Source organism: Pseudomonas sp. BN606, assembly GCF_029873115.1.
Classification (GTDB): domain Bacteria; phylum Pseudomonadota; class Gammaproteobacteria; order Pseudomonadales; family Pseudomonadaceae; genus Metapseudomonas.
This window is the reverse complement of the sequence record NZ_SSOF01000037.1, coordinates 1-25,874: the sequence shown is the minus strand read 5'-3', so window position 1 is coordinate 25,874 and position 25,874 is coordinate 1. Positions and strand designations below refer to the sequence as shown.

The window sequence follows — 25,874 nt, the reverse complement described above, 5'->3', positions numbered from 1 at the left end:
ACGTGCTACCTCAGCCGCGCGGGCCGACGGAAGTTTTGGCGCTCTGCTCAGCCACCCGTGGGGCGTTGCTGCTGTCGACCGATTGGCGCAGGCGTGCCAGTTGCGCGAGGGTGGATTCGTCAGCCATGGGGACTGACTGCGGTTCCACCGGGGCGCCAGGCATGGCGCGTTGCAGACCGTTGACGACAATGGTCTCGCCCTTGGCCAGGCCACTGCGAACGATGCGCAGGCCTTCCAGCTTCGGCCCCAGTTCGATGGAGCGGTAATTCACCTTGTTGTCGTCACCGAGCACCAGGACGAACTTCTTGCCCAAGTCGGTACCGATGGCTTCGTCCTTGATCAGCGCGGCGGGGTAGGTCTCGCTGCCAACCAGCTTGATGCGGGCGTAGAGGCCAGGGGTGAAGCGGCCGTCCTTGTTGTCGAACACGGCGCGGCCACGAATGGTGCCGGTGCGCGGGTTGACCTGGTTGTCGAGGAAGTCCAACTGGCCCAGGTGAGGGTTGCCGGTCTCGCTGGACAGGCCCATGTAGACGGGGCTGGCGGCGCGGGTGTCGGAGCCGGTCTTGCGGGCCAGTTCCACGTACTTGAGGAAGGCGCGCTCGTCAGCGTCGAAATAGGCGTAGACCTTGTCAGTGGAGACCACCGAGGTCAGCAGCGATTGGCTGGCGTTGACCAGGTTGCCTTCGGTGATTTCTGCACGGCTGACGCGACCGTCGATGGGCGCGGTCACGCGGGTGAAGCTGAGGTTGAGCTTGGCGTTGTCCAGTTCGGCCTGGGTGGCGGCGACCGCGGCCTGGGCTTCGGTGGCAGCGCTGGCGCGAGCGTCGGCCAGTTCGGCGGATATGGCATTGCTCTGGCGCAGGCGCTCACCGCGGCGGGCTTCGTTGGCGGCACGGTTCTGGTTGGCGCGGGCTTGCTGCAGCTGGGCTTCCAGGCGCTTGACCTCGGCCTCGAAGGGGCGTGGGTCGATCTGGAACAGCAGGTCGCCTTTCTTCACCAGGCTGCCTTCGTCGAAGGCCACGCGGTCGATGTAGCCGGAGACGCGCGGACGGATTTCCACGGACTCCGGAGCTTCCAGGCGGCCGGTGAATTCGTCCCATTCGTTGAGGGGCTGTTCGATCACTTCGGCGACGCTGACTTTGGGGGCCGCTTGGTTGAGCGTGGCTTCCGGTGCCTTGCCGCAGGCTACCAGTACCACCGCCGCCGCGAGGGTAAGAGGGTAACGCCAGAGATTCTTCTGTATTGCTTCCATGGGACAGCTCCGCCAATTGGTTTTATGAATGGGCGGAGTCTGATTGCGGCGTTTCGACCAGACGAATCGAACGCCCTGAAGATGACTATTACTGGAAGTGATTGATCAGGGCGGGGTTATGGATTCGGGAACTGTAGGGGCGATTTCAATCGCCGAGGGATGCGCAGCGTCCCCTGAGAGTCTGATGGGCAGGCCTTCGTGAAATGGCGATGTCTGCGTTGCGTGTTGCTGGCAGTTGCATTGCCCGTAGGAGCTGGCTTGCCTGCGAATGGCCGCGCTTCGCTGGCAAGCCAGCTCCTACAAGGCTATTGGCCAGTTTGAAAAACTCTCGCAACAACTAACGCAGACATGGCGAATGAATTCGCCCCTACAAAATGAGGGGCTTCGCGAGGCCGTTATTCCAGGCTGTCCGGGTCCCCGCAATACATTTGTATGCGTGAACGCAGCCAGCGCTCGGCGGGGTCGTTGTCCTGGGCGCCGCGCCAGGCCATGGACAGCTCGAAGGACTGGACCGGCAGAGGTGGGTCTTCGGCGCGCAGGCCCCCGGCGGCGGTCAGGGCTGCGGCCGTATAGTCCGGGACCATGGCTACCAGGTCGGTACCAGCGAGCAGGGTGCCCAGGCCGTTGAATTGGGGTACAGCGAGGACCACCTTGCGGGTTTTCCCTACCTTGGCCAGTTCTTCGTCGACGAAGCCACCCAAGTCGCCGGCGAAGGACACCAGGGCATGCGGACGGTCGGCGTAGTCGTCCAGGCTCAGTGCGCCGGGGACCGAGTCGGCGCGAAGGAGTTTGGGTTTGGAGCGACGCAGGGTCTTGCGCTTGGCGTTGGCCGGCAGCTCCTCGGTGTAGGCGACGCCCACGGATATCTCGCCGGAAGCCAGCAGGTTGGGCATCAATAGATAGTTGGTGCGTCGCACCACCAGCACCACACCGGGCGCTTCGGCGCGCAGGCGGCGAAGCAGGGCGGGGAGCAGGGCGAACTCCACGTCGTCCGACAGGCCGATCCGGAATACCGCATTACTGGTGGCGGGGTCGAAGTCGGCGGCGCGGCTGACGGCGGTAGAGATGGAGTCCAGGGCCGGGGAGAGCAGGGCGAAGATCTCCATGGCCCGGGCCGACGGCTCCATGCTGCGGCCGGTACGGACGAACAGCGGGTCGTCGAACAAGGTCCGCAGTCGGGCCAGCGCAGCACTGATAGCCGGCTGCCCGAGGAACAGTTTTTCTGCCGCACGCGTTACGCTGCGCTCATGCATGAGCGTCTCGAACACGATAAGAAGGTTGAGGTCAACTCTTCGCAGGTCGTTCCGGTTCATGGAATCATCCGTAATTAATGTGTGAAAGGTGCAGTTCCAATGACCGGTCGTCAAGGCTCACATCATCGCCGTTTATGACAACTATCAATGGCTGCAGGTGGTTTTGTAGATAAAGCCCGGATAGAGTCCGTGGCTATGAAGAGTCAACAGGCGAGGTATGTGATGTCCCGCATGATCCGTTTTCACCAGTTTGGAGGCCCAGAAGTCCTTCAACTGGACGAGATGCCCACCCCCATTCCGGGGCCGGGTGAAGTACTGGTTCGTGCCCAGGCCCTGGGTGTGGGCTGGCGGGACGTGCTCTGGCGGCAGAACCTGGCTGCCGAGCAACCTGCCCAGCTACCTTCCGGCCTTGGCTCCGAAATGGCCGGCATTGTGGAGGCCGTTGGCGAAGGCGTTGACGACCTGACCCCTGGTACGCCGGTTGCCAGCTTCCCGGCCAGCACGCCGAGCCATCATCCGGCCTGGGGCGATCTGGTGCTGATGCCACGCAATGGGCTGGTGGCCTATCCCGACGCGCTGACGCCCGAGGAAGCCGCCATCCACTACACGCCGCTGCTGATGGCCTATTTCGCCCTGGTAGATCTGGGCGGCCTGAAGCCGGGCCAGCATGTACTGGTCACCGAGGCAGGGCATTGCCTGGCGCCGCAGACGGTGCAGCTGGCCAAGGCGTTGGGTGCCAAGGTGATCGCATCGACCAGCTACCCGGAAAGCCGTGCCTTTATCAAAGGACTGGGTGCCGACAAGATCATCGTCACCGAAGAGCAGGACCTGGTCCTGGAGGTCGAGCGCTTCACCCAGGGCAAAGGTGTCGAAGTGGTCCTGGACCAGTGCGCCGGCCAGCAGATGAAGCTTCTGGGCGACGTCGCCGCGCAGCGCGGCAAGCTGGTCGTTTATGGCTGCAACGGCGGTAACGACACAGCGTTCCCGGCTTGCGCCGCGTTCAAGAAACATCTGCAGTTCTATCGTCATTGCGTACTCGACTTCACCGGTTCGCCGGAGCTGGGCATCGAGACCAATGAGGCTTCGGTCAAGCGGGCGCTGGACCATATCAACCAGATGACCCGTGATCATCTGCTGAAGCCTCCGATTGATCGCGTCTTCGCGTTCGAGGACTTCGTCGAGGCCAACCGTCACATGGAAACCTGCCCGGCAGGTGGGCGTGTGGTGATGAAGGTTGCCGACTGAGGAAGGCGGGGCGGGCCCTAGGGTCCGCCCCGAATCTGTCTTGTTGTGGAATGTTGGGCAGTGTGCCGCGCGAGGCGGCCGGATCGATAGCCGATTTCTGCTGGATTATTGCCTGATTCTCTTGAACCGCTTCCAGGTACGAGACTACCCATGCATCTCATGGGTAGAGTTGGCCCATCTTCATCGAGGGTCGAAACCATGAATGCACATGCGCTCCTTGCCGCGCAGGAATCGGATACGGCTGCGCGCCAGCAGAAGGACCTGGTGCACTTCATTGAACGATTCGCCAGGCAAGACGGCGTCTATGAAACGGATGTCCCGGGCTTGCTGGTATATCGCACCTCCCTTCCCAGCGAGCCGCTGCACTGTCTTTACGAACCCGCCCTGGGCCTGGTGGTGCAGGGGCGCAAGAAAGTGCTGCTGGGCGAGGAAACCTATTACTACGGGCCCTCGCAGTTCCTCATCGTATCGGTCGACGTCCCGGTGATCGGCCAGGTGCTCGAAGCCAGCCCGGAAGTCCCTTTCCTCAGTCTGCGCCTTTCCCTGGACCCCAAGGAAATCAGCGCGCTGCTGATGGAGCTCGATATCCCTGCCCAGGAGCCGCGTCCTTGTCCGCGCTGCCTGGCGGTCAATGGCCTGACGGCGTCCCTGCAGGATGCCGTGCTGCGTCTGTTGCGCCTGCTGGACGCACCTGAAGATATTCCCGTGCTATTGCCGATGATTCGCCGGGAGATTCTCTACCGCCTGCTGCGCGGCGAACTGGGCGGGCAGTTGCGCCAGATTGCCAGCAGTGGCACCCAGGGCCATCGCATCGGCCGCGCCGTGAACTGGTTGCGGCAGAACTTCCACCAGCCGCTGCAGATCGAACGCCTGGCCAATGAGGTGAACATGAGCACCTCGGCCCTGCATCACCACTTCAAAGCGATGACGGCCATGAGCCCGCTGCAGTTCCAGAAGCAGCTGCGCTTGCAGGAGGCCCGCCGGCTGATGCTGGTGGAAGCCCTGGATGCCGCCAGCGCAGGTGGCCGCGTGGGTTATGAGAGCCCATCGCAATTCAGTCGTGAATACAGCCGGCTGTTCGGCGCGCCGCCGCTGCGCGATATCGCGCGCTTGCGCCAGTCGGCGTGAATTCGCCCCGATCGGGGCGCCTGAACCATCATTGTCTTGTTCCCGAATGCCGGTTCGGCATTGCCGGCCGGTTCCCTGAACCATCCAGTCCGAGGTGGTACGCCTGATGATTACCCTGAACCTTAATGGCAAGGACGTTGAGCTCGACGTGCCTGCAGATATGCCGCTGTTGTGGGCCTTGCGCGATGTCGCCAACCTCACCGGAACCAAGTACGGCTGCGGCATGGCCCTGTGCGGTGCCTGCACCGTACACATCGACGGCCAGGCGACCCGCTCCTGCATCACCCCGGTCTCGATGGTGGTGGGTAAGAAGGTCACCACGGTCGAAGCGGTGGCTGAAGACCCGGTGGGCAAAGCCGTGCAGACCGCATGGCGCAATCTCGACGTGGTGCAGTGCGGTTACTGCCAGTCCGGGCAGATCATGTCCGCCACGGCTCTGTTGCGCGTCAATCCCAAACCCAGCGACGCCGATATCGATGCAGCGATGAGCGGCAACATTTGCCGCTGCGCCACCTACGTGCGCATTCGCGCCGCCATCCATGAAGCGGCCGGCACCCTGGCCTGAGGAGAGTCGACATGGGCACGTTCGAAACCGAAACGCGAGCCGCCAGCGGCATCCTCAATGTCAGCCGGCGGACCTTCCTCAAGGGCAGCGGCGGTCTGGCGCTGGGCATCGCCTTTGCCCCCTTGCTGAAAGGCGGTGACGCCCTGGCTGCAAGCGCCGAACCTTTCATGCCCAATGCCTTCGTGCGTATTGCCGGTGATGGCAGAGTGACCGTTCTGGCCAAGCACGTCGAAATGGGGCAGGGCAGCTACACCGGTCTTGCCACCTTGCTGGCAGAAGAACTGGATGCCGACTGGAGCCAGGTACAGGTCGAGGGCGCACCGGCTAACGCTGCGCTCTATAACAACCTGGCCTTCGGGCCGATGCAGGGAACAGGCGGCAGTTCAGCCATCGCCAATTCCTATGAGCAAATGCGCAAGGCCGGTGCCAGCGCCCGCGCCATGCTGGTGGCGGCCGCCGCCGAGCAGTGGAAGGTGCCAGCGGCGGAAATTACCGTGAGCAAGGGGGTGGTCAGCCACGCCGCTTCGGGCAAGCAGACGGGCTTCGGCGAACTGGCCGAGGCAGCGGCGCGCCAGCCAGTGCCGGCCGAGGTACAGCTCAAGTCGCCGAAGGATTTCACCTTGATTGGTCAGGAGCGTCTTTCCCGCAAGGACAGCGCCGACAAGACCGACGGCAGCGCCACCTTTACCCAGGACTTCAAGCTGCCCGGCATGCTGGTAGCAGTAGTCGCCTACCCACCGCGCTTTGGCGGTGTGCCGAAGTCGGTGGATGCGAGCAAGGCCAAGGCCGTGCCCGGAGTGGTGGAGGTTGTGGAGTTCACCGACACGCCGCATGGTCGCGCCGGCGTAGCGGTTCTGGCGAAGAACACCTGGGCGGCGCGCCAGGGCCGCGATGCGCTCGTCGTGGAGTGGGATGAAAGCAAGGCGTTCAAGCTTGGCAGTGAGGAAATCTTCTCCCGCTACCGCGAGGCCGCCGGCAAGGAGGGCCGAATCGCCGGCAAACAGGGGGATATCGCCGCGGCCCTGGCACAGCCAGCCAAGCTGATCGAGGCCGACTACGAGTTTCCCTATCTGGCCCATGCCGCCATGGAGCCGATGAACTGCCTGGTGAAGATATCCGCGGGACAATGCGATGTCTGGAACGGCGAGCAATTCCAGACGGTGGATCAGTTGGCCATCGCCAAGTACCTGGGCATCCCGGTGGAGAAGGTCAGCCTGACCCAGCTCTACGCGGGTGGCAGTTTCGGTCGTCGTGCAAACCCGCAGTCGGACTACCTCCTGGAGGCGGTGGCCATCGCCAAGGCGGCCCGGGCCAAAGGCCAGGACGTACCGGTGAAACTGGTCTGGACCCGCGAAGATGACACCCATGCAGGCTTCTTCCGTCCGGCTTATCTGCACCGGGCGCGCCTGGCGCTGGATGGCGAGGGCCGGTTGCAGGGCTGGCACCAGCGAGTGGTGGGGCAGTCCATCCTCAAGGGCACGGCCTTCGAGGGGGCGATGGTGAAGGAAGGCATTGATCACACCTCGGTGGAGGGCGCGTCCAACCTGGCCTACGCGGTGCCCAACCTCCAGGTGGAGCTGCACACGCCGGATGACATCGGCGTGCCGGTGCAGTGGTGGCGCTCCGTGGGTCACACCCACACGGCCTACGCGGTGGAAACCCTGATCGATCAGGCGGCCACGACCGCCGGCAAGGACCCTTACGCGTACCGCCAAGGGTTGCTCGGCAAGAAGCCACGCCATCTCGGCGCACTTGAGCTGGCAGCGCAGAAAGCGGAGTGGGACAAACCACTGAAGCCGGGTGCAGAGGGCGAGAAGCGCGGACGTGGAATCGCCGTGCACGAATCCTTCGGCTCCTTCGTTGCCCAGGTGGCGGAAGTGACCGTGAAGGCCGATGGCAGCTACAGGGTGGATCGAGTGGTCTGCGCGGTGGATTGCGGGGTGGCGGTGAATCCAGACGTGATCCGGGCGCAGATGGAAGGTGGCATAGGCTACGGCCTGGCTGCCGCACTGCACGGCGCAATCACCTTGAAGGACGGGGTGGTGGAACAGTCCAACTTCCACGACTTCCAGGTACTGCGGATCAACGAGATGCCAGTGGTGGAGGTGCACATCATGCCATCGGCACAAGCGCCTAGCGGGGTTGGGGAGCCAGGCGTACCGCCGATTGCGCCGGCGGTGGCCAATGCGCTGTACGCGGCGGTGGGCCAGCGGATCTACAAGCTGCCGCTGCCGAAGCAGGTGCAGCAGGCCTGATTCAGGCGGCCTGGGCGGCGCAGATCAGTTCGCGCAGGGCCTTGCGCTCGGCAACCGGAGTGGGGGCCTTGCGCACGGCCAGGCTGCCGTCTTCCAGGCCGACTACCACTTCGGTTTCGAAGTGCAGGCGGAGTTCATCGAGGGTCACGTGGGTGACCTGATACAGGTTGTCGCTGATGCGCGGGTCGGCGGACATGGCGTTGGTCTCGTTCCGGTTGGCCGCAAGGCCGATGGAGTGATAGTGCCGCCGAGGTGTCCAGTGCGGAATTGATTGGGCGTGATGGTGAACATCACTTCTGTCGATGGCATGACCGGATCTCGAGCGCCTGGCTAGCTGCCGAACTTGTAGGAGCGAGCTTGCTCGCGAACAGTCCACACACTGTCTTTCGCGAGCAAGCTTGCTCCTGCAAAGGCTCACGCATTCGCAAGGCTGCCTACCGCTGCGGCACGAGCGTGGGATCGGACAGATGCTCCACCAGCAGGTCGTGGACGAGTCGAACCCGCGGTGATACCGGGCCTTGTTGCGGGCGGTAGATGAACATCTCCCAGGGCGGTGGCGCCTGCTCCTGGAGCACCACTTTCAAGTGGCCGGCGCGGATGTGCGGGTCGACCAGGTAACTGGGTAGCTGGCCGAAGCCGAATCCGGCCAGCACGGCTTCCAGTTCGTTCTCTGGGTCGTCGGTACAGAAAGCGGCACTGGCCGGCTGGATCTGCCTCCCCTCGGCAAACATCCAGGGCCAGACGCGTCCGGTGTTGTTGTCGATCAGCGCGGTGGTGGGCGTGTGGTGCAGCTCGTCCACCGTCCCAGGTGCGCCGTGGCGCTGCAACAGTTCCGGAGCCCCGACCACCAGTAGCGGAATCTGCGCTACGGCCCGGGCAATGTAGCGGCGGTCGCGGATGAAGCCGATGCGCACGCCGAGGTCGATCTGTTGTTCGACCGAGTCGGTGAGCTGGTCGGACAAGCGCATATCGAAATGGATGCGCGGATGCTCACGGGCGATCTTCGCCAGCACCGGGAGCACGAAGCGCCGACCTACCGAGCGCGGCGCGGCGATACCCACGCGCCCGGCCATTTCTTCTTCGCGTTTGCCGCCATGTTGCTGGAACAGCTGGTCCAGTCCGGCAAGGGCTTCACGGGCCTGGCTGACAAGCCGCTCGCCAAAGGCGGTGATCTGCACATGGCGGGTGCTGCGGTGGAACAGCGGCTCGCCGAACTGGTCTTCCAGGTCCTTGATGGCGCGAGTCACGGTCTGCGGCGAAGCACCCAGGCGGGTGGCAGCTTCGCGGAAGCTGGGCGATTCGGCGGCTACGCAGAGAATGCGCAGAAGTTCGATGCGATTGAACATGGTGTGTGTTCCGTTTTTTGGAATTTCAAAATCCTAACTATTCCATTCCGTGGCGGTAAGAGCTTTCCGATACTGGCGTCCAGTTACCGGATTCATCCTGATTCCGGGCTTCTCTGGAGTGCCCTCAATGAGCAACAACATTTCTTCCAAGGTCGTGGTCATCACTGGCGCGAGCAGCGGTCTGGGCGAATCCACCGCCCGTCACCTGGCATCCAAGGGTGCCAAGGTGGTGCTCGGTGCGCGTCGGGTCGAGCGCCTGCAAAGCCTGGTCGCCGAGATCGAAGCCAACGGCGGCGAAGCCCTGGCAATCGCCACCGACGTGACTTCGGCCGAGCAGGTGGCCGCACTGATCGAAGGTGCGGTACAGCGTTTCGGTCGCGTAGACGTGCTGGTGAACAACGCGGGACTGATGGCCATCGCACCCATGGATGAGGTCAAGGTGGACGAGTGGTCGCGCATGTTCGATATCAACGTCATGGGCGTACTCCACGGGATTGCTGCGGCGCTTCCTCTGTTCCGCAAGCAGGGCGGCGGTCACTTCATCAACGTCGCTTCGGTGGCCGGCATCAAGGTGTTCAGCCCGGGCGGCACCGTCTACAGCGCCACCAAGTTCGCGGTACGCGCTATCAGTGAAGGTCTGCGCCATGAAGTCGATGGTTCTATCCGTACGACGGTGATCTCTCCCGGGGCCGTGGATTCCGAGCTGAAGCACGGCAGCTCCCACCAGGAAAGCACCCAGGCTGTCGGCGAGTTCTACAAGATGGCCATTCCGGCCGATTCTGTGGCACGGGCGATCGCCTACGCCATTGAGCAACCGGCCGACGTGGACATCAACGAGGTGGTGCTGCGTCCCGCGGTTCAGGATTTCTGATCCCAGCCAGCAAAAAAAGGCGGCCCAAGTGGCCGCCTTTCTTTGTTTCGTCTATTTGCTCAAGAGTACCGCCAGTTCGTCGGCTTCCTCGGCCCAGTCGGAGTCATCCAGCAGGGCGTCGCGCAGGAAGCTGGACTGGGACTGGCTCCAGAATGGCGCGTCAGGCAGGGCCTGTCCCACCGCCAGACGATGTCCGGCGACAAAGCTGTCTATCTCGGACTTTCCGGAGGGCAGGCCGAGTTGATCGAAGAGGGCGCTGAGGGAGTGATGGCTGGTGTCCATTTACGTGCCTCCGGTGGGGCGTTCGACGGAAAACAAGATTTCCATCGACTATAGACCCTGTGCCGGCCAGGGCCGTCGGATGGCAGCATGTCGGCTATGGCTTGCGCTGCCGACAGTCTTGTCTAGCCTCACAAAAAGCGCGGCTATCGAGCCGCGGGCCACCTGCATGGGGGGCGGAATGGGCATCCAGAGCGAGCAGAAACATTCATTCCGGGACCCGGTGGAGGCTACGCTGCTGGTCGCCCCTGTCTGGTCACCCGTCCTGTTCATTTTCCTTGCCCAGTTTCTCCATGAGTTCTTCCAGATCCACTGGCTGTTCAATTCCAGCTTGAGCACGTTCGGTATGTTTCTGGTGCCGGCCATTTCCGCTCTTCCACTGATCCACGATTCACCCCGTCGGCTGTCCTTCAAGCTGTTGCTTGCGGGCGGCTACTACCTGGTCGGGCTGGCGGCAACTTTCCTGATGTCCTGGGGAATGCTGCTTTATACCGGCTATACCTGATCCAGTTGCGGAACCCGGCGCGGGGCCATGGATCAAAGGTCCCGGGTCCGCATATGGCGGATCGACCCAACACGGAGCTCTCCATGTCCCCATTGAAGAAACTCGCACTCGTCGGTCTCGTGGCCCTGCCGCTGGCTGGTTGCCTGAAAGAAGAGCCCATCGACCAGGCTGTGCTGTGTACCTACAGTACCGATGCCGAGGCCAAGCTGTGCAAATCCGGCCAGATGTCCTGGTTCAAGGCGGGCAAAGCCGTCAACCAGTCCCTGCCGCTGAGCGTGGCGGCGGCCTACTGCGACTTCAATTACCAGGTGATGTACAACGAGGCCGGGGTGATCTGCGTGTTCACCGACAAACGACTGAGCCTGGTGAAGTAAGGGGAAGGGGTGACTGTGCGGCTGGAAGGGTGAGTCCCATCCCGCGAAGCGCTATGCCACGTAACCTGAAGTGATCTTTTCCGATCTCCCGAAATGAAAGAAGGCGCCACAAGTGGCGCCTTCTGCCTTTCGAGAAACTGCATACATCGTAATTGCCTGCCTCTTGATTGCTCCGGGATCAGCTGATGCGGTTGGCACCAGTGCGGTCGGCACCACCTTCGGCTACGCGGAAGGCATTGGTACGGTCGGAGCCACCTTCAGCAACGCGCAGGGACTGGGAGCGCTCGGAGCCGTTTTCGGCGACATCGAAGGCTTTGGTGCGGTCGGAACCACCTTCGGCAACACGCAGGGACTGGGAACGCTCGGAGCCGTTTTCGGCGACATCGAAGGCTTTGGTGCGGTCGGAGCCACCTTCGGCAACGCGCAGGGATTGCGAACGCTCGGAGCCGTTTTCGGCAATGCGGTTGGTACCGGTACGGTCGGCGCCACCTTCAGCTACGCGATGGATCGAGGTGCGATCTGAACCACTTTCAGTAACGGTGACGCCTTTCGGCAGGGCAAAGGCAGTGGCAGACAGGCTGGCGATGAACAGGCTGGCAAGGATTTGCTTTTTCATTTTCGGGCACCTCGTGGAGGGTTGGAATTTGTCTACGGGGCCCATGTTACTGATGTGATTTCGATGAAGAAGTGATCCTGTGTAATGGTTACCATCGACGTTAATGATAGTTGTGGAGATATCATTAAAAACAATGGCTTAAGAGATTTTTCAGGGAGTGGTTGCGCAAAGTGGAAAGGCTTTTTCCTGAAATTGGTATAATCGAATTATGCGATTGGATATGGCTGCGGCACCCTTCAAACATCACCACTGAAGTATCAGTCTCCACTCATTCCAACCCGGTTAGCTATCTGTGATGGCTATTCCAGAGCGGCTGCGTCAGTTGTCGAACACTTCTGCTGCCTGCCCTGAAAACACTGATTGGAAGGCGGCAGGGAGGAATGCTTTTCTCGCCAGCCGGCGGGGACTAGGCTAGTGGCACTTTTCAGCAAACGGATAGTGCTATGTCCACCGAGATCCATGCCCAATTTGCCGACGCGCCACTCAATGCAATCGAGGCTCGGTTGCTCGGGAGCCTGATTGAAAAACAGGCCACAACACCCGAGTCCTACCCGTTGACCCTTAACGCCCTGGTGCTGGCCTGCAACCAGAAGACCAGCCGCGAGCCGGTAATGAATGTCACGCCCGGGCAGGCTGGGCAGTCGCTGCGCAACCTCGAGGCGCGGAACCTGGTGAAGCTGGTGATGGGCAGCCGTGCAGACCGTTGGGAGCAGCGAGCTGACAAGGCGCTGGAAGTGGTGCAGCCGCAGTTGATCCTTATCGGCCTGCTACTCCTGCGCGGCCCGCAGACCCTCGGTGAGCTGCTGACCCGTAGCAATCGCCTGACCGACTTCGACGATACCGAGGACGTCCGGCACCAGCTCGAACGCCTGATCGCCCGCGGGCTGGCGGTATTGATGCCGCGCCAGGGCGGCCAGCGGGAAGATCGCTACATGCACCTGATGGGCGAACCGGCCGATCTGGAGGCGCTGCTGGAGGCTCGTGCCAGCCAGCCGGAGCGGGGCGAGTCACGCGCCGCCGCTGATGCGCGGATCGAAGAGTTGGAAGCTCGGGTCGCCGACCTGGAAGCACGCCTGGCTCGTCTGGAAGATCGCGGCGAGTGACCCTGCGGGGCGCCGGCTGTCCGTCGATGTCGCCCCGACGATTTCCCCGCACGATTCGACCTGCGATGCTGTCGCAACCGTGAAACACCGCCCCTGAGGTATCCATGAAGATCAGCTCGGACTTCGACAGCGGCAATATCGAAGTAATTGACGCCAGCAACCCGCAACAGGTGCTGCTGGCCATGCGTCCGGACCTGAAGAGCCACCACTTCCAGTGGTTCCACTTCAAAGCCGACGGCCTGACCCCCGGCCAGCGCCACAGCTTCAGCCTTACCAATGCCGGCCAGTCCGCCTACAGTCATGCCTGGACCGGCTACAACGCCGCCGCCTCCTATGATCAGGTTCACTGGTTCCGTGTCCCCAGCAACTTCGACGACAAGGGCCTGCACTTCGCTCTGGAGCCCACCCACGAGCAGATCTGGTTCGCCTACTTCGAACCGTACAGCCGCGCGCGCCACGAATGGTTGATCAGTGAAGCCCTGGACAAGGCGGGCGCTGAGATCGTGGCAATTGGCAAGAGCATCGAAGGCCGCGAGATTCCGCTGCTTCGGGTCAGCCGCAACCCCAATGCCCAGCGCAAGGTCTGGATCATTGCCCAGCAACACCCTGGCGAGCACATGGCCGAGTGGTACATGGAAGGCGTGATCGAGCGTCTGTCGAAGCAGGGCGATTCCGAACTGGACGCGCTGCTGGCCAAGGCCGACCTCTATCTGGTGCCGAACATGAACCCGGACGGAGCCTTCCGTGGCCACCTGCGCACCAATGCCGCCGGCAAGGACCTCAACCGCGCCTGGCAGTCGGCCAACGACACGGAAACGCCCGAGGTGTTCTTCGTCCAGCAAGAGATGCGCAAGGTGGGTGTGGACCTTTTCCTCGACATCCATGGTGACGAGGAAATTCCCCATGTGTTCACCGCCGGCTGTGAGGGCAACCCCGGATACACGCCGCGCCTGGAAGCCCTGGAATCCGAGTTCCGCCAGCGTCTAGTCGACATGGGCGCAGAGTTCCAGACGACGTTCGGCTATCCCCGCGACGAACCCGGCCAGGCCAATACCACGCTGGCCTGCAATGCGGTGGGCATGGCTTTCGATTGCCTGTCCTTCACCATCGAAATGCCGTTCAAGGACCACGACGACAATCCGCACCCGCGTACGGCCTGGAACGGTGATCGTTCCAAGCGATTGGGCAAGGATGTGCTGTCGGTGATCGCCGCGATGGTCGACAAGCTGCGCTGAGACGACCGCGCAATGAAAACCGGCCCCTGATGGGGCCGGTTTTGTTTATTGCATGGGCTGGCCGGATAGGGTTTGCAGAGGGGGGCTCTGTCGAGCGCCTGTCAGGCCAATGTGGGAGCGATTTCAATCGCGAATGAGTTCGCTCCCACAATAATTGGCTGCCACAAACGGCCTTACACCCCCGACTCGTTCTGCAGGTTCGCCTGGGTGATGTTGCTGTGCTCCGGCACGCTGCGGGTCAGCCAGACGTTACCGCCGATGGTGGAGCCCTTGCCGATGGTGATACGGCCGAGGATGGTGGCGCCGGCATAGATCACTACGTCGTCTTCGACGATCGGGTGGCGCGGCTGGCCCTTCTGCAGGTTGCCTTCCTCGTCTGCGGGGAAGCGTTTGGCGCCCAGGGTCACGGCCTGATAGATGCGCACCCGCTCACCGATGATTGCCGTCTCGCCGATGACCACGCCGGTGCCATGATCGATGAAGAAGCTCTTGCCGATCTGGGCGCCGGGGTGGATGTCGATGCCCGTGGCCGAGTGGGCGATCTCGGCGATCATCCGTGCCAGCAGCGGCAGGCCGGCCGTGTAGAAGTAGTGGGCGAGGCGATGGTGGATGACTGCATGCACACCCGGATAGCAGATCAGTACCTCATCCACGCTGCGGGCTGCCGGGTCGCCCTGGTAGGCGGCCAGCACGTCGGTGTCCAGCAGTATCCGCAGCTTGGGCAGGGTGGCGGCGAACCCTTTGACGATCTCGATCGCCTGGCAGGCGATATCGTCGCCGCTGACGCCGTTCTGGCGCGCGGCATAGGACAGTTCACGGCGCACTTCGCCGGCCAGCGCGTTGAGCACCACGTCCAGGGTATGGCCGACGTAGAAGTCCTCGCTTTCCTCGCGCAGATCAGCCGGGCCGAGGCGCATGGGGAAGAGGGCGCCGGACAGGGCTTCAATGATCTGCCCGACGGTAACGCGCGACGGCAGTTCACGACCGCCACGGTCCTGCAGGCGGCCATGTTGGGCGCGCCATTGGGCACGGGCGTCGCGCAGGTCGTTGACGATCTGGTCGAGTTGCCAGTTCACCGGCTGGCAGCCGGTGGCGACATAGGGAAGTCTGTTCATTGAGGTACCTGTAAGGCGCGGTCCGGATCGCTATAGCGTGCGGAGAATTACCTGACTTCCGCAAGAGGGTGTTCAACGGAAATGCCCGTGCTCAGTCGGCGGGTACCAGTGGCGGGGTCTGTTGGCGGGGTGTCGCGGTGACGGTGCAACCGACGGACGCAAGGATGATGCAGAGGATTGCCAACCATTGCAGCAGCGAAAGCTGTTCACCAAGGAAGATCAGGCCCGAGAGAGCACCAAAGGCTGGTTCGATGCTCATCAGGGTGCCGAAGGTCTGCGCCGGCAGGCGGGTGAGGGCGACCATTTCCAGGGTGTAGGGAATGGCGGTGGAAAGCAGGGCGACGGCCAGCGCCACGGGCAACAGTTCCGGGCGCAGCAAGTCGGCGCCGGCATGGGCGATGCCAATCGGGGCGACGAACAGGGCTGCTACCAGCACCCCCAGGGCAGCGCCTTGCATGCCATGGTCGTTACCGGCACGCGCGCCGTAGAGGATGTAAAGAGCCCAGCAGACGCCCGCGCCAAGTGCGTAGGCCATGCCGGTCAGGTCCAGGTGGCCTTCGCTCTTGCCCAGCGGCAGGAGAAGCCAGAGGCCCAGTACCGCCAGGCCAATCCAGATGAAGTCGATCGCCCGGCGCGATGCGAACAGCGCCACGGCCAACGGGCCGGTGAATTCCAGGGCGACGGCGATGCCCAGCGGAATGGTACGCAGTGACATGTAGAAGAGCAGGTTCATGCCGCCCAGTGCGAGGCCGTACATGATCAGCGGCAGCAGGGAATTCTTGCTGATGCGCGCGCGCCACGGGCGCAGGATCAGCGTAAGGATGACGGCGGCGAACACCAGGCGTAGTGCTGTGGTGCCCTGGGCGCCGATAACCGGGAACAGTGACTTGGCCAGGGAGGCGCCACTCTGGATCGAGGCCATGGCCACCATGAGGACGGCAACGGGTAGCAGGGTGGAAGCAAGGCGACGCGACAGCGAGGTCATGGAGGCAGATCCGGCAAGACGGCAGGGGTGGCGTGTTTTACTGGTTATGTGCAACATAATGCGCAAAAGCCAGGGTGTGAGCAATATGTTGCCCAAGTCAGATGAGCGCCCCAACGTCCTCGAACATGTTTCTGAAAACGTTCGCCGCCTGCGTCGCGCGGCGGGGCTGAGCCAGGAAGCCCTGGCCGGCGCCGCTGGTGTCAGTCGACGCATGCTGGTGGGTATCGAAGGCGGCGATGTGAATGTCAGCCTCGCCACGCTGGATCGCATTGCCGCAGCCCTCGGCGTGCTTTTCCCGGACCTGGTGCAACGGCCGGATCGTCCCGATCGCTCGCGTATCAATGCTGTCGCCTGGGTCGGCTCCAAGCCGGGTAGCCGCGCGACCCTGCTGGCCAGTTCCGCGACGCGACACGAGGTCGAACTCTGGAGCTGGTCGCTGGAGCCCGGTGAGCGCTATACGGCTGAACCGGATGCCGAGGGCTGGCGAGAGATGATCTACGTGATCGAGGGCAGCCTCAGTGTGCTGCGCGGCGAGGAGAAGCAGCAGGTGGGCGCCGGGGATTTCCTGGTGTTCGGCAGCGACCAGCTTTACACCTATGCCAATGAAGGCGACGTGCTCGTCCGCTTCATTCGCAATGTGCTGACCTGAACCTCAGAGGTACACCAGTCACTTACAGGTACAGCGGTATCGCTTGGCTGAACCGATCCTGCACTCGGTGCGCTGCGCGCACCGGTGGTGGAGTGTTACTCCTGCTCGTCTTCATCCTCTGCATCGCCGCCGACAGCGTCCAGGCAGAGCAGGGCGTGGTCGCCTTCGGCCCCTGCAAGTTTCCAGCAACCGGTGGCGCTGTCGAAGCGCGCAGATTGCACGGCCGCCTGGGTGAAGCGCCATTCGCGGCGGGTGCGTCCGTCCATGCACGCAATGCACAGCAACTGGGCCTCGGGTTCGCCGGGCTGGCCTGCTTGCAGCGCTTCCACCAGCACTAAGTCGAGATCGAACTCCCAGGCGTGCAGGTCGTCGATCAGCAGCATATCGGCGGCCAGCAGCGCATCCAGCAGGTTTTCGTGAGTCATCAGGCGTTCATCCATCATCAATTGCGGCGGGGGCGAAATGATAAAGCAGGTGGCTGATCACTGCTCGGCCTGACTGGCCAGGTACTGCTGGTTTTCTTCGCGAATGCGCCGGGCCTCTTCGTCATAGAGGAAGGGCAGGAACATGTAACGGCGGCCTTGCGTGACGGGCGTGGCCTCGTGCAGCAGCGAGCAGGAGAACACGACGGCGCCGCCCGTGGGGGCGCAGTAGAGGCTGCGGCCGAATTCCGGGAAGCGCAGTTGGCCGCCTTCGTACTCGCCGCTGTTGAGGAACAGGGAGACGGCGAAGCGGCGGTGTGCGGTGCCCTTGGTGGTGTTGTCGCGGTGGGGGCGGAAGTGGCCGCCTTCCGCGGCGTCGTAACAGGCGACCAGGTAGCGCTCCATGCGTGTGGCGTTGAATTGGAAGGCCTTCAGCAGTTCGGGGATCAGTCGCGTGGTGATGCGGTGCATGCAGGTCTGGCGCAATTGCTCGTCCTCCAATGCGCAATCGCGGCGGCGCTTGTGTTCGTGCTTGAGGACTTCGACCGTCATGCCGTCGCGTTCGATCATATAGCCGGATTCGCTTCCGCCCTGACGTTCGTAGTAATCGATCAGTTTCTGGCACAGGGCGGGTTCGAAGATGCGCGGGATCACCAGGACCGGCGCCTGAGGCTGGGCGGTAGCCGGTGCAGGGACGGGGTCCTGCGCCTGGAGCAGGGCGAGGACGTTATCGACATGGCCTTCGCCACCCGTGGCGATAGGCAGCACCGCAATCACCCGCAGCCGCGGGTCGAGCACATAGGTCATCTGGCGAATCGCGCCATTTTCCCGCTGGACGCCGTAGAGGTTGCAGATTGTGCGGTCGATGTCCCAGAAGAAGCGAACGCCTGGCAGTAAATCGCGGATGCGCTGCTGGTCGCGGTCGCGCGGGTCGACGATGACGCCGAAGAAACTCGCCTGGTCGTCGTTGAAATATTCGCGGCGCGCAAGCAGGTCTGTGAGTACGCGGGATGCCGTCGGGTCTGACGTCGAGCCGAGAAAGCTCAGGACGATGTAGCGTCCGGCTGCGGTGTCGAAGGTGAAACGCTCGCGGCTAGGGGTGCTGCTGGTGAACCAGGGCACCGCTTCGCCCGGCTCCACGGGTGATCTGCGCTGGGTCATGGTTGTCTCCTTTGCCTTGGTCTCAACCTAGCCCAGGTGCCGGGCGCGTGCCTCCCGGTCCGCCAGACGCGTCTTCGCAGGGCATGACCGGTGCTTTACTCATTCCCAGACGCCCAAGGAGCCAATGGATGATCCACTACTACGCGCAGGATGGCGGCGTCCTGCACGCCACTGCAGGCCAGCCCGGCGTGGCCATTCCGCCAGGCACCTTGTGGATCGACCTGATGGACCCCGAACCGGGGGAAGCGGCTTTCATCGCCGAGGCCCTGGGCGTGGAGATTCCAGGCCGCGAGGCCATTGTCGAGATCGAGGAAACCTCGCGCCTCTATCAGCACGCCGGCACCCTCTACATGAATGCCACCCTGGTGAGCGGCCTGCGCGAGCAGCGGCCGATCTCCAGCGACGTGATGTTCGTGGTGGCGCCCGATTACCTGGTGACAGTGCGCTACGCCAACCTGCCGTTCTTCGAATACCTGGAGGACAAGTTCCTTCGCGAGCCTGAGACTCACGCGTCCAGCGAGCAGATATTCCTCTCCCTGTGCGGCAGTGTGGTGGACCACATTGCCGACATGCTGGAGCTGATGCAGCGTGAACTGGATGAGATGTCCGGCGCGGTGTTCAGCGAGGAGCGCGGCGCAGCGCCCAGAAGCAAGGGCAGCCGGACCGACCTGCAACAGGTGGTCAAGCGCCTCGGCCGGCACAACTCGGCGCTGGTGAAGTTGCGCGAGAGCCTGACCGGCATGGGTCGGGTAGTGGACTATTCGAATGCGTGGTCGGAGCTCTGGCTGAGCGAGCAGGGGCTGGATCGCTCGCGTTCGATCGAGCGGGACATCCGCTCCCTGGTGGATTACGTGGCAAAGATGTTCGACGAGATCGCCTTCCTCCTCAGCGCCACCCTGGGGCTGATCGACATCGAGCAGAACAGCATCATCAAGGTGTTTTCCATTGCCGCCGTACTCTTCCTGCCACCGACCCTGGTGGGCACGGTGTACGGCATGAACTTTCGCTCGATGCCGGAGCTGGATTGGGCGTTCGGCTATCCGGTGGCGCTGGGCCTGATGGTGGTATCGGCGATCCTGCCGTATGCCTGGTTCAAGTGGAAAGGCTGGTTCTGACTCAGGGCTTGCGGGTGTCCAACAGGGTGTCGGCCTCGGCGATATGCGCCTTGCGCGACTTGCGTTCGAACAGGCACAGCTCGCGGCCGCGCTGGTCTTTCATATGGGGCTGGGGGTAGCGACCCTCGAGCACCAGGGCGGTCAGTCCGAGGCGGTCATCGAAGAGCACCGGCTGGCCGGCGGGATGGACGTCCTTCAGACCACTGACGGCCTTGCAGGCACTGAGCAGGCGGGCGTCGTGCTCCTTCCAGGCCTGGTCGCTGGAGGCGTGGGCCTGGGCGGCAAGGAGTGTGGCGAACAGTAGCGGGAACGGGTTTTTCAAGGGATAGGCCTCGGGCGCGGTTGGCAATCTGCTATGGACCGCTGGCGAGAGCCCGGGTTTCGTAGGTTGGCGCTGAGCTTGCGAAGCCCAACGATCGGCTGTTGGGCTTCGTTGCGCTCAGCCCAACCTACGCCTTCTCAGTAGTCGTTCTTGCAGCCGGTGCCCCAGACCAGGTACTCCAGGGTCTTAGTCTGCATCTGGCTGTCTTCGTAGGTCATGCGTGCCGGCCCGATGCCGCAGAAAGTCGACAGGTCGGTCATTTCCAGGACCCGGGCGATATCCAGGTGCACGCCGTACTCGTATTGAGTAACCGGCGGTGCGCTCTGGCCCGTATTGGCGGCAAGGGCGACGGTGGAGACAAGGCTGAGGCTCAAGGCGACTACAAGGGTTTTCATGGTGGATTCTCCTGCTGGAGAGGGAATTTGCGGGTAGTCCCGCGTCTACTGACCATCGGGCATCGAAGGGATGCCGCTGCCGGTGGTCATGCTCGAGAGCACGTCATCCCTGCGGATGAGCGCGTGGTAGAGGGCCGCCGCCAGGTGCGCCAGGATGCTGATGAACAGCAGGTACGCCAGTACAGTGTGGGCCAGGCGCAACAGGGCATAGAGCTGCGCGTCCTGCGAGACGATGGGCGGCAGTAGCAGGGACTCGTGGAGCACCAGCGGATAACCGCCCGCCGATTGCATGGCCCAGCCCACCAACGGCAAGGCGAACATCAGGGCATAGAGCAGCAGGTGCGAAAGCTTGGCGATCCTCTGCTGCCAGCCGGGCATGTCGCTGGGCAGCTCTGGCACGGGGCGGGCCAGGCGCACAGCCAGGCGAATCAGCACCAGCACCAGAAGCACCAGGCCCAGAGGCTTGTGCACGGCAATCAGTAAGCTGTGGCGGGGGGACAGGTCGCCCACCATGCTGACGCCAATGAACAGCATGGCCAGCAAGAGGATCGCCATCAGCCAGTGCAGTACACGCAGCAACGGATTGAAATGGGTCGGTGCGCTCATGGCTGGGCTCCTTGCTCGGGGTGTGGCGCACCTTCACGGGTGCGGCGGTTGTAGGACACGGCATAGGCGGCCGAGCGCGCGGCGAGAATCGGGTCGTCCGAGGCCTCGATGCCGCCGGGCAACACCAGTGGGTCGTAGTTGATGTCGCGGCAGGCGCCGGTGTCCTGAGATTCGGCGCTTTCCACCACCAGGGTGCCGGCGTCCACCTGCTTGCGATCGGCCGGCCATTGGCGAGTTGCGTCGTGGATGGGGTCCCCGAGGTCGGCCAAAGTCAGTATCAGATGCCAGCGCAGGGGGCCCTGGGAGAGGCGCTGCTGCAGGTCATGACTGAGAAACTCCGGGTCGTTACCGGCTTCGCCAATTGGTTCAAAGGGCGTCTCGGGCTGCATCGACCAGCGCACGTAGTGGCCATTATCGTCGGCATCCACCAGGCGGAAGGCATTGACGCCGTTGTAGGCGACGTTGGCGAAGCTGTTGCTGGGTTTCGCGGTCTGGGCCCATTGGCGGAAGGCAGTACTTTCCGGGTGGGCGGCGAAGAATGCCTGCATCTTTGCCGGGTCCGGCTTGCCGGTAGCGGGGTCGGGACGCGAGGCCAATACCTGTTCGTAGAACGCTTCCGGAGTGGCTACCGGCAACACTGGGAAAGAGTTCATGCCAGTGCGCCACTGCTCTCCACCGGGTAGCTGGAAGAGCAGGGCCATGCTGCGGACCGGAACGCCGGCGTCCGGCACGTGCGGATTGCTCCCGCCAATGGCCAGGCGACCGATCACCGGCACTTTGCCGGGCGCGAATGCGCTGGCGCGGGACAGGCTTGTCGCTTGGCCGCTGCTCTCGAAGTGCCCGGTAATGCAGATGCCTTTCGCGTGGTTCTTGCGGTAGCCGGGAAACTTCCCGGCGTTGGCCTCGAAGGCGTCGATGATTTGTTGTGGCGTCAGACGTTCGCCGCCGATCCAGCCGGCGGCATAGGCGAAGCCTGCTGCCAGGCCGCCAATGGTCAGGCTGATCACGGCCAGCCGTGCCGCCAGGTCTAATCCCTTGGGTGTTGCCTTGCTCATGCGATACTCCCGGGCGATATGCCCTTGTCCATGAGCCGGTATGACGCAGGCGGGCGACCTTTATTCCCGGCCGGGAATAAAATCCTGCTTCGCGCGTCTACCCGTCGCACCCTTGGCAAGAGCGGCACACGAACTGGCTATGAACATGATTGAAGACGCGGAACTGCGGGAGTTGTTACAGCGACTGCGGCGTTTTGCTCTGTGGCTGACGCGCAATGCCAGCAGTGCCGACGACCTGGTCCAGGCGACACTGGAACGAGCGCTTTCCCGCTGGAGCAGCAAGGGCGACGGCAACCTGCGCGCCTGGTTGTTTTCCATCCTCTACCGGCAGTTCCTCGATGGTCAGCGCCGCGCCCGACGTCATGCGCGGCTGCTGGAGTTCTTCGGCGCGCGTAGTGAGGAAGCGCCGTCCACCGAGGACCTCGTGGTCAACCAGGCCACCCTGGAAGCCTTTGGCCGGCTGCCGGCGGAGCAGCGTGCGCTGTTGCTGCTGGTGAGCGTCGAAGGGCTCAGCTACAAGGAGATCGCTGAAACCCTGGCAATCCCCATCGGCACCGTGATGTCCAGGCTGTCCCGCGCGCGCAAGGCGCTGCGCGAACTGGCCGAGGGCGAGATGTCCAACCCTCAGCTTCGGGTACTCAAATGAACGTATTCCATCCCGGTGAAGACGACCTGCACGCCTATCTCGACGGCCAGCTGGATGCTGAGCAACGCCAGGCGGTGGAGGCTTATCTGGCAGCCAACCCTGAGGCGGCGGCGCAAGTGGAAGCCTGGCGCCGCGACGCTCAGGCGCTACGGGCGGCACTCGCCAGTCCGGGGTTGGCACCTAACCCGCGCCTGGACCCCCGGGCGATACGTCGCTCGATGCACGCGCGCAAGCAGCGGCGCCTCGCCTTGGCCGCGTCCTTCGTGCTGGCATTGGGTGCTGGTGGCATCGGTGGTTGGCAGGCACGGGACATGAGCCTCGCGGCCGCGAATCCACCCATGCAGGACGCCCTGCAGGCCCACCGGCTGTTTTCGGCGAGTCCTGTGGTCGATATCCAGGTGACCCGGCCCGGAGAACTCCAGGCCTGGCTGGACCAGCGCTTCAGCCACGCGGCGCGGATTCCCGATCTCAGCCCCTATGGCTTCAACCCGGTGGGTGGGCGCTGGCTGGTGACGGAGCAGGGGGCCGCGGCGTTGTTGCTGTTCGAGGATGGCCAGGGGCAACGGGTCAGCCTGTACCTGCGAGCGCCGGGCTCGCTCTATCCGAGCATGAAGAGGGGCCAGCGTCGCGACGGCGAACTGGAGGCGCGGTACTGGTCGAGGGATGGCTACAACTACGCGCTGGTAAGCCGCGAAGGCGACCCGCGCGGAGATGTTCTGGGCAGGGCGCTTTCGTTCTGATCACCCAATACGCAGGGACTACAAGAGGGTAGGGGTGACGGAAATCGCCCCTACAAGAATCGCCAGTGCAGGTCCTCAGGATGGGTTGAGGCACGAAACCCGTGCGGACCATGGCTGATGGTTTCGCAAGTTCTACCCGGCTCTGGCGGGTTCTTAATACAGCCGCTTCCTGTGCCGATAGACCAGTGAGTTCCATTCAGGGATGCAGCCAGTTCAACGTCTATATTGAGACGACGATACCGACGCAGATTGATTTCCGCAGCCAGGCACGTGCGGAGGATCACCGGGACATTTTCAGGATGACTGGGCATGGGTGAATTATTCGACGCCGTTATGCTGGGGCTGCTGGCTTTGCTTCCATTGATAAACCCACCCACGACAGTGGCACTTTTCCTGGCTCTCTCCCAAGGACTCAATCGCGAAGAAAAGAACAAGCAGGCATTCCTGACGGCACTTAATGTCTTTCTAATCATGATAGTCACCTACTATGTAGGCGAATTGATCATGGACGCCTTCAATATATCCATACCGGGCTTGCGGATTGCCGGTGGCGGAATTCTGATAATAATTGGCGCAAGAATGCTATTCCCTCAACCTCCACAGCCAGCTACCTCTCGCAGCGACGGGGCAGAACGAGCCAGTTTTGCGTTCATTCCGCTGGCCATGCCCAGCACGGCTGGGCCGGGTACTATTGCGCTGATCATCAGTGCTTCCGCCACCATCAAGAACAATACGACCTTTCCAACGTGGGTAATACTGATAGCGCCGCCATTAATCTTCCTTTTAACCGCACTGATACTCTGGAGTTGTCTGCGAGCTTCAGACCTGATCATGAAGGTAACCGGCCCGTCGGGAATTGATGCTGTATCACGCTTAATGGGCTTTTTGCTCGTGTGCATGGGGGTTCAGTTTGCCATCAATGGTTCGATAGAAATTGTACAAACCCTCATCAATAACAACATTCAAGTGCTTCGCCATCCATGAATCCATCCAGAACCCACGAAGCTGACTGGTTGCTCTCTTTAATAGCGCCGCCAGGTATTTCCGTTTGTGCGACTTTTCTGCCTGCTCCGGTTCGGATATCCACGGTCAGGAAATACCCTCCCGAATCCTCGCTACACTTACAACTGCCGTCGATAGCACATCCCCGAACTCGGGAGAAGCAGCTGGACGTATGGCTCCATTGCCTCCGGAGCAGGCAAAACTGTCGTGAACACCACGACTTGGACGATCCAAAAAGTAGTGCCCGGCTGCGGGGCGTGAGTTGAAGCGAACCAACTCCAGCAGCGATTCAAGCAGTCTGTTCGGTGGCGTGGACCACTCGAAGGGTCATGCTGTGCGATTGAGACCATTTCTTGCTGGCCGGCCATCCATTTGCGCGACGCCACTTCGGCAAGGAGATTTTCATGGTCGATTCAACCAGCAACGCAGACCTGGTCAAGCCGGCTGAGCCCGGTAAACAAACGCAAGTCGCTGCCTCCAGCGACAAGTTGAAGGTCGGCGCACTGATCGCCCTGGTTGTTGGTTCGATGGTCGGCGGCGGGATCTTTTCACTACCACAGAACGTGGCTGCCAGTGCAAGTGCTGGCGCCACGCTGATCGGCTGGCTGATCACCGGGGTCGGCATGCTGATGCTGGCGTTCGTTTTCCAGACCCTCGCCAATCGCAAGCCCAAGCTCGATGGTGGAGTGTATGCCTACGCCAAGGCCGGGTTTGGCGACTACATGGGCTTCTCTTCGGCCTGGGGCTACTGGATCAGTGCCTGGATCGGCAACGTCAGCTACATGGTGCTGTTGTTCAGCACTCTTGGTTTCTTCTTTCCCGTATTTGGCGAGGGCAATACGCTTCCGGCGATCATTTGCGCCTCAGTGCTGCTGTGGCTCCTGCACTTCCTGGTGTTGCGAGGTATCAAGGAAGCTACGTTCATCAATACCCTGACCACCATCGCCAAGATGGTGCCGCTGGCGCTGTTCATCGTGATTGCTGCGGTCGCCTTCAAGCTGGATGTGTTCACCTCCGACTTCTGGGGCGCCGGCAACAGCGACCTGGGCACCGTGATGAATCAGGTGCGCAGCATGATGCTGGTCACGGTCTGGGTCTTCATCGGCATCGAAGGGGCGAGCATCTTTTCCGCCCGTGCCGAGAAGCGCAGCGACGTCGGCAAGGCCACGGTCGTCGGGTTCGTCGCCGTGCTGCTGCTCCTGGTTCTGGTCAATGTGCTCTCCCAGGGGATCATGGCCCAGGCGCAATTGGCTGGTTTGAAGAACCCGTCAATGGCCGGTGTACTGGAAGGCGTAGTGGGCCACTGGGGCGCGGTGCTGATCAGTGTAGGGCTGATCGTCTCCCTGGCCGGAGCCCTGTTGTCGTGGACCTTGCTCTGCGCCGAGATACTCTTCGCCAGTGCCCGTGACCACACCATGCCGGAGTTCCTGCGCAAGGAGAACGCCAATCAGGTTCCGGCCAACGCGCTGTGGTTGTCCAACGGCCTGATCCAGCTGTTCCTGATCATCACCCTGTTCAACAGCTCCACCTACCTCAGCCTGCTGTACCTGGCCACCTCGATGATCCTGGTGCCGTATTTCTGGTCCGCGGCCTATGCCTTGCTGTTGGCCTGGCGCCACGAAACCTACGAGCAG

General features: G+C 62.6%; 29 protein-coding genes. 15 read left to right on the top strand and 14 right to left on the bottom strand.

Annotation, left to right across the window (positions count from 1 at the left end):
- Positions 1-10: 10 nt before the first annotated feature.
- A complete protein-coding gene (mexE, locus tag E8E75_RS03010; RefSeq protein ID WP_120651348.1) occupies positions 11-1,252 on the bottom strand; it encodes a multidrug efflux RND transporter periplasmic adaptor subunit MexE in 1,242 nt (413 codons plus the stop codon).
- 395 nt (positions 1,253-1,647) lie between these two features.
- Positions 1,648-2,565, bottom strand: a complete 918-nt coding sequence (locus E8E75_RS03005) for a LysR substrate-binding domain-containing protein (protein ID WP_120651347.1) — start codon at positions 2,563-2,565, stop codon at positions 1,648-1,650.
- 162 nt (positions 2,566-2,727) lie between these two features.
- On the opposite strand from E8E75_RS03005, the gene E8E75_RS03000 reads away from it, so the two are divergent.
- The 4 genes from E8E75_RS03000 (at position 2,728) to E8E75_RS02985 (ending at position 7,698) form a co-directional block, all read left to right on the top strand.
- Positions 2,728-3,750, top strand: coding sequence for a zinc-dependent alcohol dehydrogenase family protein (locus E8E75_RS03000; protein ID WP_120651346.1), 1,023 nt, complete (start codon positions 2,728-2,730; stop codon positions 3,748-3,750).
- Between the two features lie 198 nt (positions 3,751-3,948).
- On the top strand, positions 3,949-4,878 hold the full coding sequence (locus E8E75_RS02995; RefSeq protein WP_153922116.1) for an AraC family transcriptional regulator: 930 nt from the start codon (positions 3,949-3,951) through the stop codon (positions 4,876-4,878).
- Positions 4,879-4,984: 106 nt separating this feature from the next.
- Positions 4,985-5,443, top strand: a complete 459-nt coding sequence (locus E8E75_RS02990) for a (2Fe-2S)-binding protein (RefSeq protein WP_120651344.1) — start codon at positions 4,985-4,987, stop codon at positions 5,441-5,443.
- Between the two features lie 11 nt (positions 5,444-5,454).
- Positions 5,455-7,698 (top strand): xanthine dehydrogenase family protein molybdopterin-binding subunit, encoded by a 2,244-nt coding sequence (locus E8E75_RS02985; RefSeq protein WP_280357981.1) that lies wholly within the window; start codon positions 5,455-5,457, stop codon positions 7,696-7,698.
- A 1-nt stretch (position 7,699) separates the two neighbouring features.
- On the opposite strand, the gene ptrC is transcribed toward E8E75_RS02985, so the two are convergent.
- Positions 7,700-7,894: a type III secretion system co-regulatory protein PtrC gene (ptrC, locus tag E8E75_RS02980; RefSeq protein WP_120651342.1), complete on the bottom strand. Its 195-nt coding sequence runs from the start codon at positions 7,892-7,894 to the stop codon at positions 7,700-7,702.
- Between the two features lie 238 nt (positions 7,895-8,132).
- Positions 8,133-9,044: a LysR family transcriptional regulator gene (locus E8E75_RS02975; protein WP_153922110.1), complete on the bottom strand. Its 912-nt coding sequence runs from the start codon at positions 9,042-9,044 to the stop codon at positions 8,133-8,135.
- A 127-nt stretch (positions 9,045-9,171) separates the two neighbouring features.
- On the opposite strand from E8E75_RS02975, the gene E8E75_RS02970 reads away from it, so the two are divergent.
- The gene (locus tag E8E75_RS02970; protein ID WP_120651340.1) at positions 9,172-9,915 is read left to right on the top strand and encodes an SDR family oxidoreductase; all 744 of its coding nucleotides are present in this window, start codon (positions 9,172-9,174) and stop codon (positions 9,913-9,915) included.
- A gap of 51 nt (positions 9,916-9,966) precedes the next feature.
- Here the strand turns inward: E8E75_RS02970 and E8E75_RS02965 are convergent, their stop codons facing one another.
- On the bottom strand, positions 9,967-10,197 hold the full coding sequence (locus E8E75_RS02965) for a DUF2789 domain-containing protein (protein WP_120651339.1): 231 nt from the start codon (positions 10,195-10,197) through the stop codon (positions 9,967-9,969).
- On the opposite strand from E8E75_RS02965, the gene E8E75_RS02960 reads away from it, so the two are divergent.
- Positions 10,190-10,699, top strand: coding sequence for a hypothetical protein (locus tag E8E75_RS02960; protein WP_153922107.1), 510 nt, complete (start codon positions 10,190-10,192; stop codon positions 10,697-10,699). The genes E8E75_RS02965 and E8E75_RS02960 overlap by 8 nt on opposite strands.
- Before the next feature lie 83 nt (positions 10,700-10,782).
- Positions 10,783-11,073, top strand: a complete 291-nt coding sequence (locus E8E75_RS02955; RefSeq protein ID WP_120651337.1) for a hypothetical protein — start codon at positions 10,783-10,785, stop codon at positions 11,071-11,073.
- A 178-nt stretch (positions 11,074-11,251) separates the two neighbouring features.
- On the opposite strand, the gene E8E75_RS02950 is transcribed toward E8E75_RS02955, so the two are convergent.
- Entirely contained in the window at positions 11,252-11,689 is a 438-nt protein-coding gene (locus E8E75_RS02950) for a hypothetical protein (protein WP_153922103.1), read from the bottom strand.
- A 443-nt stretch (positions 11,690-12,132) separates the two neighbouring features.
- Between E8E75_RS02950 and E8E75_RS02945 the strand changes: the two genes are divergently transcribed.
- On the top strand, positions 12,133-12,792 hold the full coding sequence (locus tag E8E75_RS02945; protein WP_153922100.1) for a DUF480 domain-containing protein: 660 nt from the start codon (positions 12,133-12,135) through the stop codon (positions 12,790-12,792).
- A 104-nt stretch (positions 12,793-12,896) separates the two neighbouring features.
- Positions 12,897-14,027, top strand: coding sequence for a M14-type cytosolic carboxypeptidase (locus E8E75_RS02940; RefSeq protein WP_153922097.1), 1,131 nt, complete (start codon positions 12,897-12,899; stop codon positions 14,025-14,027).
- Between the two features lie 173 nt (positions 14,028-14,200).
- Here the strand turns inward: E8E75_RS02940 and epsC are convergent, their stop codons facing one another.
- Together epsC and rhtA are read right to left on the bottom strand one after the other, a co-directional pair.
- Positions 14,201-15,142, bottom strand: a complete 942-nt coding sequence (gene epsC, locus E8E75_RS02935) for a serine O-acetyltransferase EpsC (protein ID WP_120651333.1) — start codon at positions 15,140-15,142, stop codon at positions 14,201-14,203.
- 91 nt (positions 15,143-15,233) lie between these two features.
- Positions 15,234-16,127: a threonine/homoserine exporter RhtA gene (gene rhtA / locus E8E75_RS02930; RefSeq protein ID WP_120651332.1), complete on the bottom strand. Its 894-nt coding sequence runs from the start codon at positions 16,125-16,127 to the stop codon at positions 15,234-15,236.
- A 58-nt stretch (positions 16,128-16,185) separates the two neighbouring features.
- Here rhtA and E8E75_RS02925 point away from each other — a divergent pair, with 58 nt between their 5' ends.
- Positions 16,186-16,776 carry an XRE family transcriptional regulator gene (locus tag E8E75_RS02925; protein ID WP_256660967.1) on the top strand — a complete coding sequence of 197 codons (591 nt, stop codon included), beginning with the start codon at positions 16,186-16,188 and terminating at the stop codon, positions 16,774-16,776.
- A gap of 95 nt (positions 16,777-16,871) precedes the next feature.
- Here the strand turns inward: E8E75_RS02925 and E8E75_RS02920 are convergent, their stop codons facing one another.
- A complete protein-coding gene (locus E8E75_RS02920; protein ID WP_153922094.1) occupies positions 16,872-17,201 on the bottom strand; it encodes a DUF5629 family protein in 330 nt (109 codons plus the stop codon).
- A gap of 57 nt (positions 17,202-17,258) precedes the next feature.
- Positions 17,259-18,359 carry a 2OG-Fe(II) oxygenase gene (locus E8E75_RS02915; RefSeq protein ID WP_120651329.1) on the bottom strand — a complete coding sequence of 367 codons (1,101 nt, stop codon included), beginning with the start codon at positions 18,357-18,359 and terminating at the stop codon, positions 17,259-17,261.
- Between the two features lie 128 nt (positions 18,360-18,487).
- On the opposite strand from E8E75_RS02915, the gene E8E75_RS02910 reads away from it, so the two are divergent.
- Positions 18,488-19,474 (top strand): magnesium transporter CorA family protein, encoded by a 987-nt coding sequence (locus E8E75_RS02910; RefSeq protein ID WP_120651328.1) that lies wholly within the window; start codon positions 18,488-18,490, stop codon positions 19,472-19,474.
- A gap of 1 nt (position 19,475) precedes the next feature.
- Here E8E75_RS02910 and E8E75_RS02905 read toward each other — a convergent pair whose 3' ends face one another.
- The 4 genes from E8E75_RS02905 to E8E75_RS02890 form a co-directional block, all read right to left on the bottom strand.
- A complete protein-coding gene (locus E8E75_RS02905; protein WP_153922091.1) occupies positions 19,476-19,796 on the bottom strand; it encodes a hypothetical protein in 321 nt (106 codons plus the stop codon).
- Positions 19,797-19,933: 137 nt separating this feature from the next.
- The gene (locus E8E75_RS02900) at positions 19,934-20,191 is read right to left on the bottom strand and encodes a DUF2790 domain-containing protein (RefSeq protein WP_120651326.1); all 258 of its coding nucleotides are present in this window, start codon (positions 20,189-20,191) and stop codon (positions 19,934-19,936) included.
- Between the two features lie 45 nt (positions 20,192-20,236).
- A complete protein-coding gene (locus E8E75_RS02895) occupies positions 20,237-20,797 on the bottom strand; it encodes a cytochrome b/b6 domain-containing protein (protein WP_120651325.1) in 561 nt (186 codons plus the stop codon).
- The gene (locus E8E75_RS02890) at positions 20,794-21,852 is read right to left on the bottom strand and encodes a catalase family peroxidase (RefSeq protein WP_153922087.1); all 1,059 of its coding nucleotides are present in this window, start codon (positions 21,850-21,852) and stop codon (positions 20,794-20,796) included. The genes E8E75_RS02895 and E8E75_RS02890 overlap by 4 nt, the downstream gene beginning before the upstream one ends.
- Before the next feature lie 139 nt (positions 21,853-21,991).
- On the opposite strand from E8E75_RS02890, the gene E8E75_RS02885 reads away from it, so the two are divergent.
- The 4 genes from E8E75_RS02885 to arcD all read left to right on the top strand — a co-directional run.
- On the top strand, positions 21,992-22,498 hold the full coding sequence (locus E8E75_RS02885) for a sigma-70 family RNA polymerase sigma factor (RefSeq protein ID WP_120651323.1): 507 nt from the start codon (positions 21,992-21,994) through the stop codon (positions 22,496-22,498).
- Positions 22,495-23,238 (top strand): anti-sigma factor, encoded by a 744-nt coding sequence (locus tag E8E75_RS02880; protein WP_120651322.1) that lies wholly within the window; start codon positions 22,495-22,497, stop codon positions 23,236-23,238. The genes E8E75_RS02885 and E8E75_RS02880 overlap by 4 nt, the downstream gene beginning before the upstream one ends.
- 309 nt (positions 23,239-23,547) lie before the next feature.
- The gene (locus E8E75_RS02875) at positions 23,548-24,222 is read left to right on the top strand and encodes a MarC family NAAT transporter (RefSeq protein ID WP_280357967.1); all 675 of its coding nucleotides are present in this window, start codon (positions 23,548-23,550) and stop codon (positions 24,220-24,222) included.
- 422 nt (positions 24,223-24,644) lie between these two features.
- Positions 24,645-25,874: arginine-ornithine antiporter (gene arcD, locus E8E75_RS02870; protein ID WP_280357965.1), on the top strand; the 1,230-nt coding region annotated here is incomplete at its 3' end.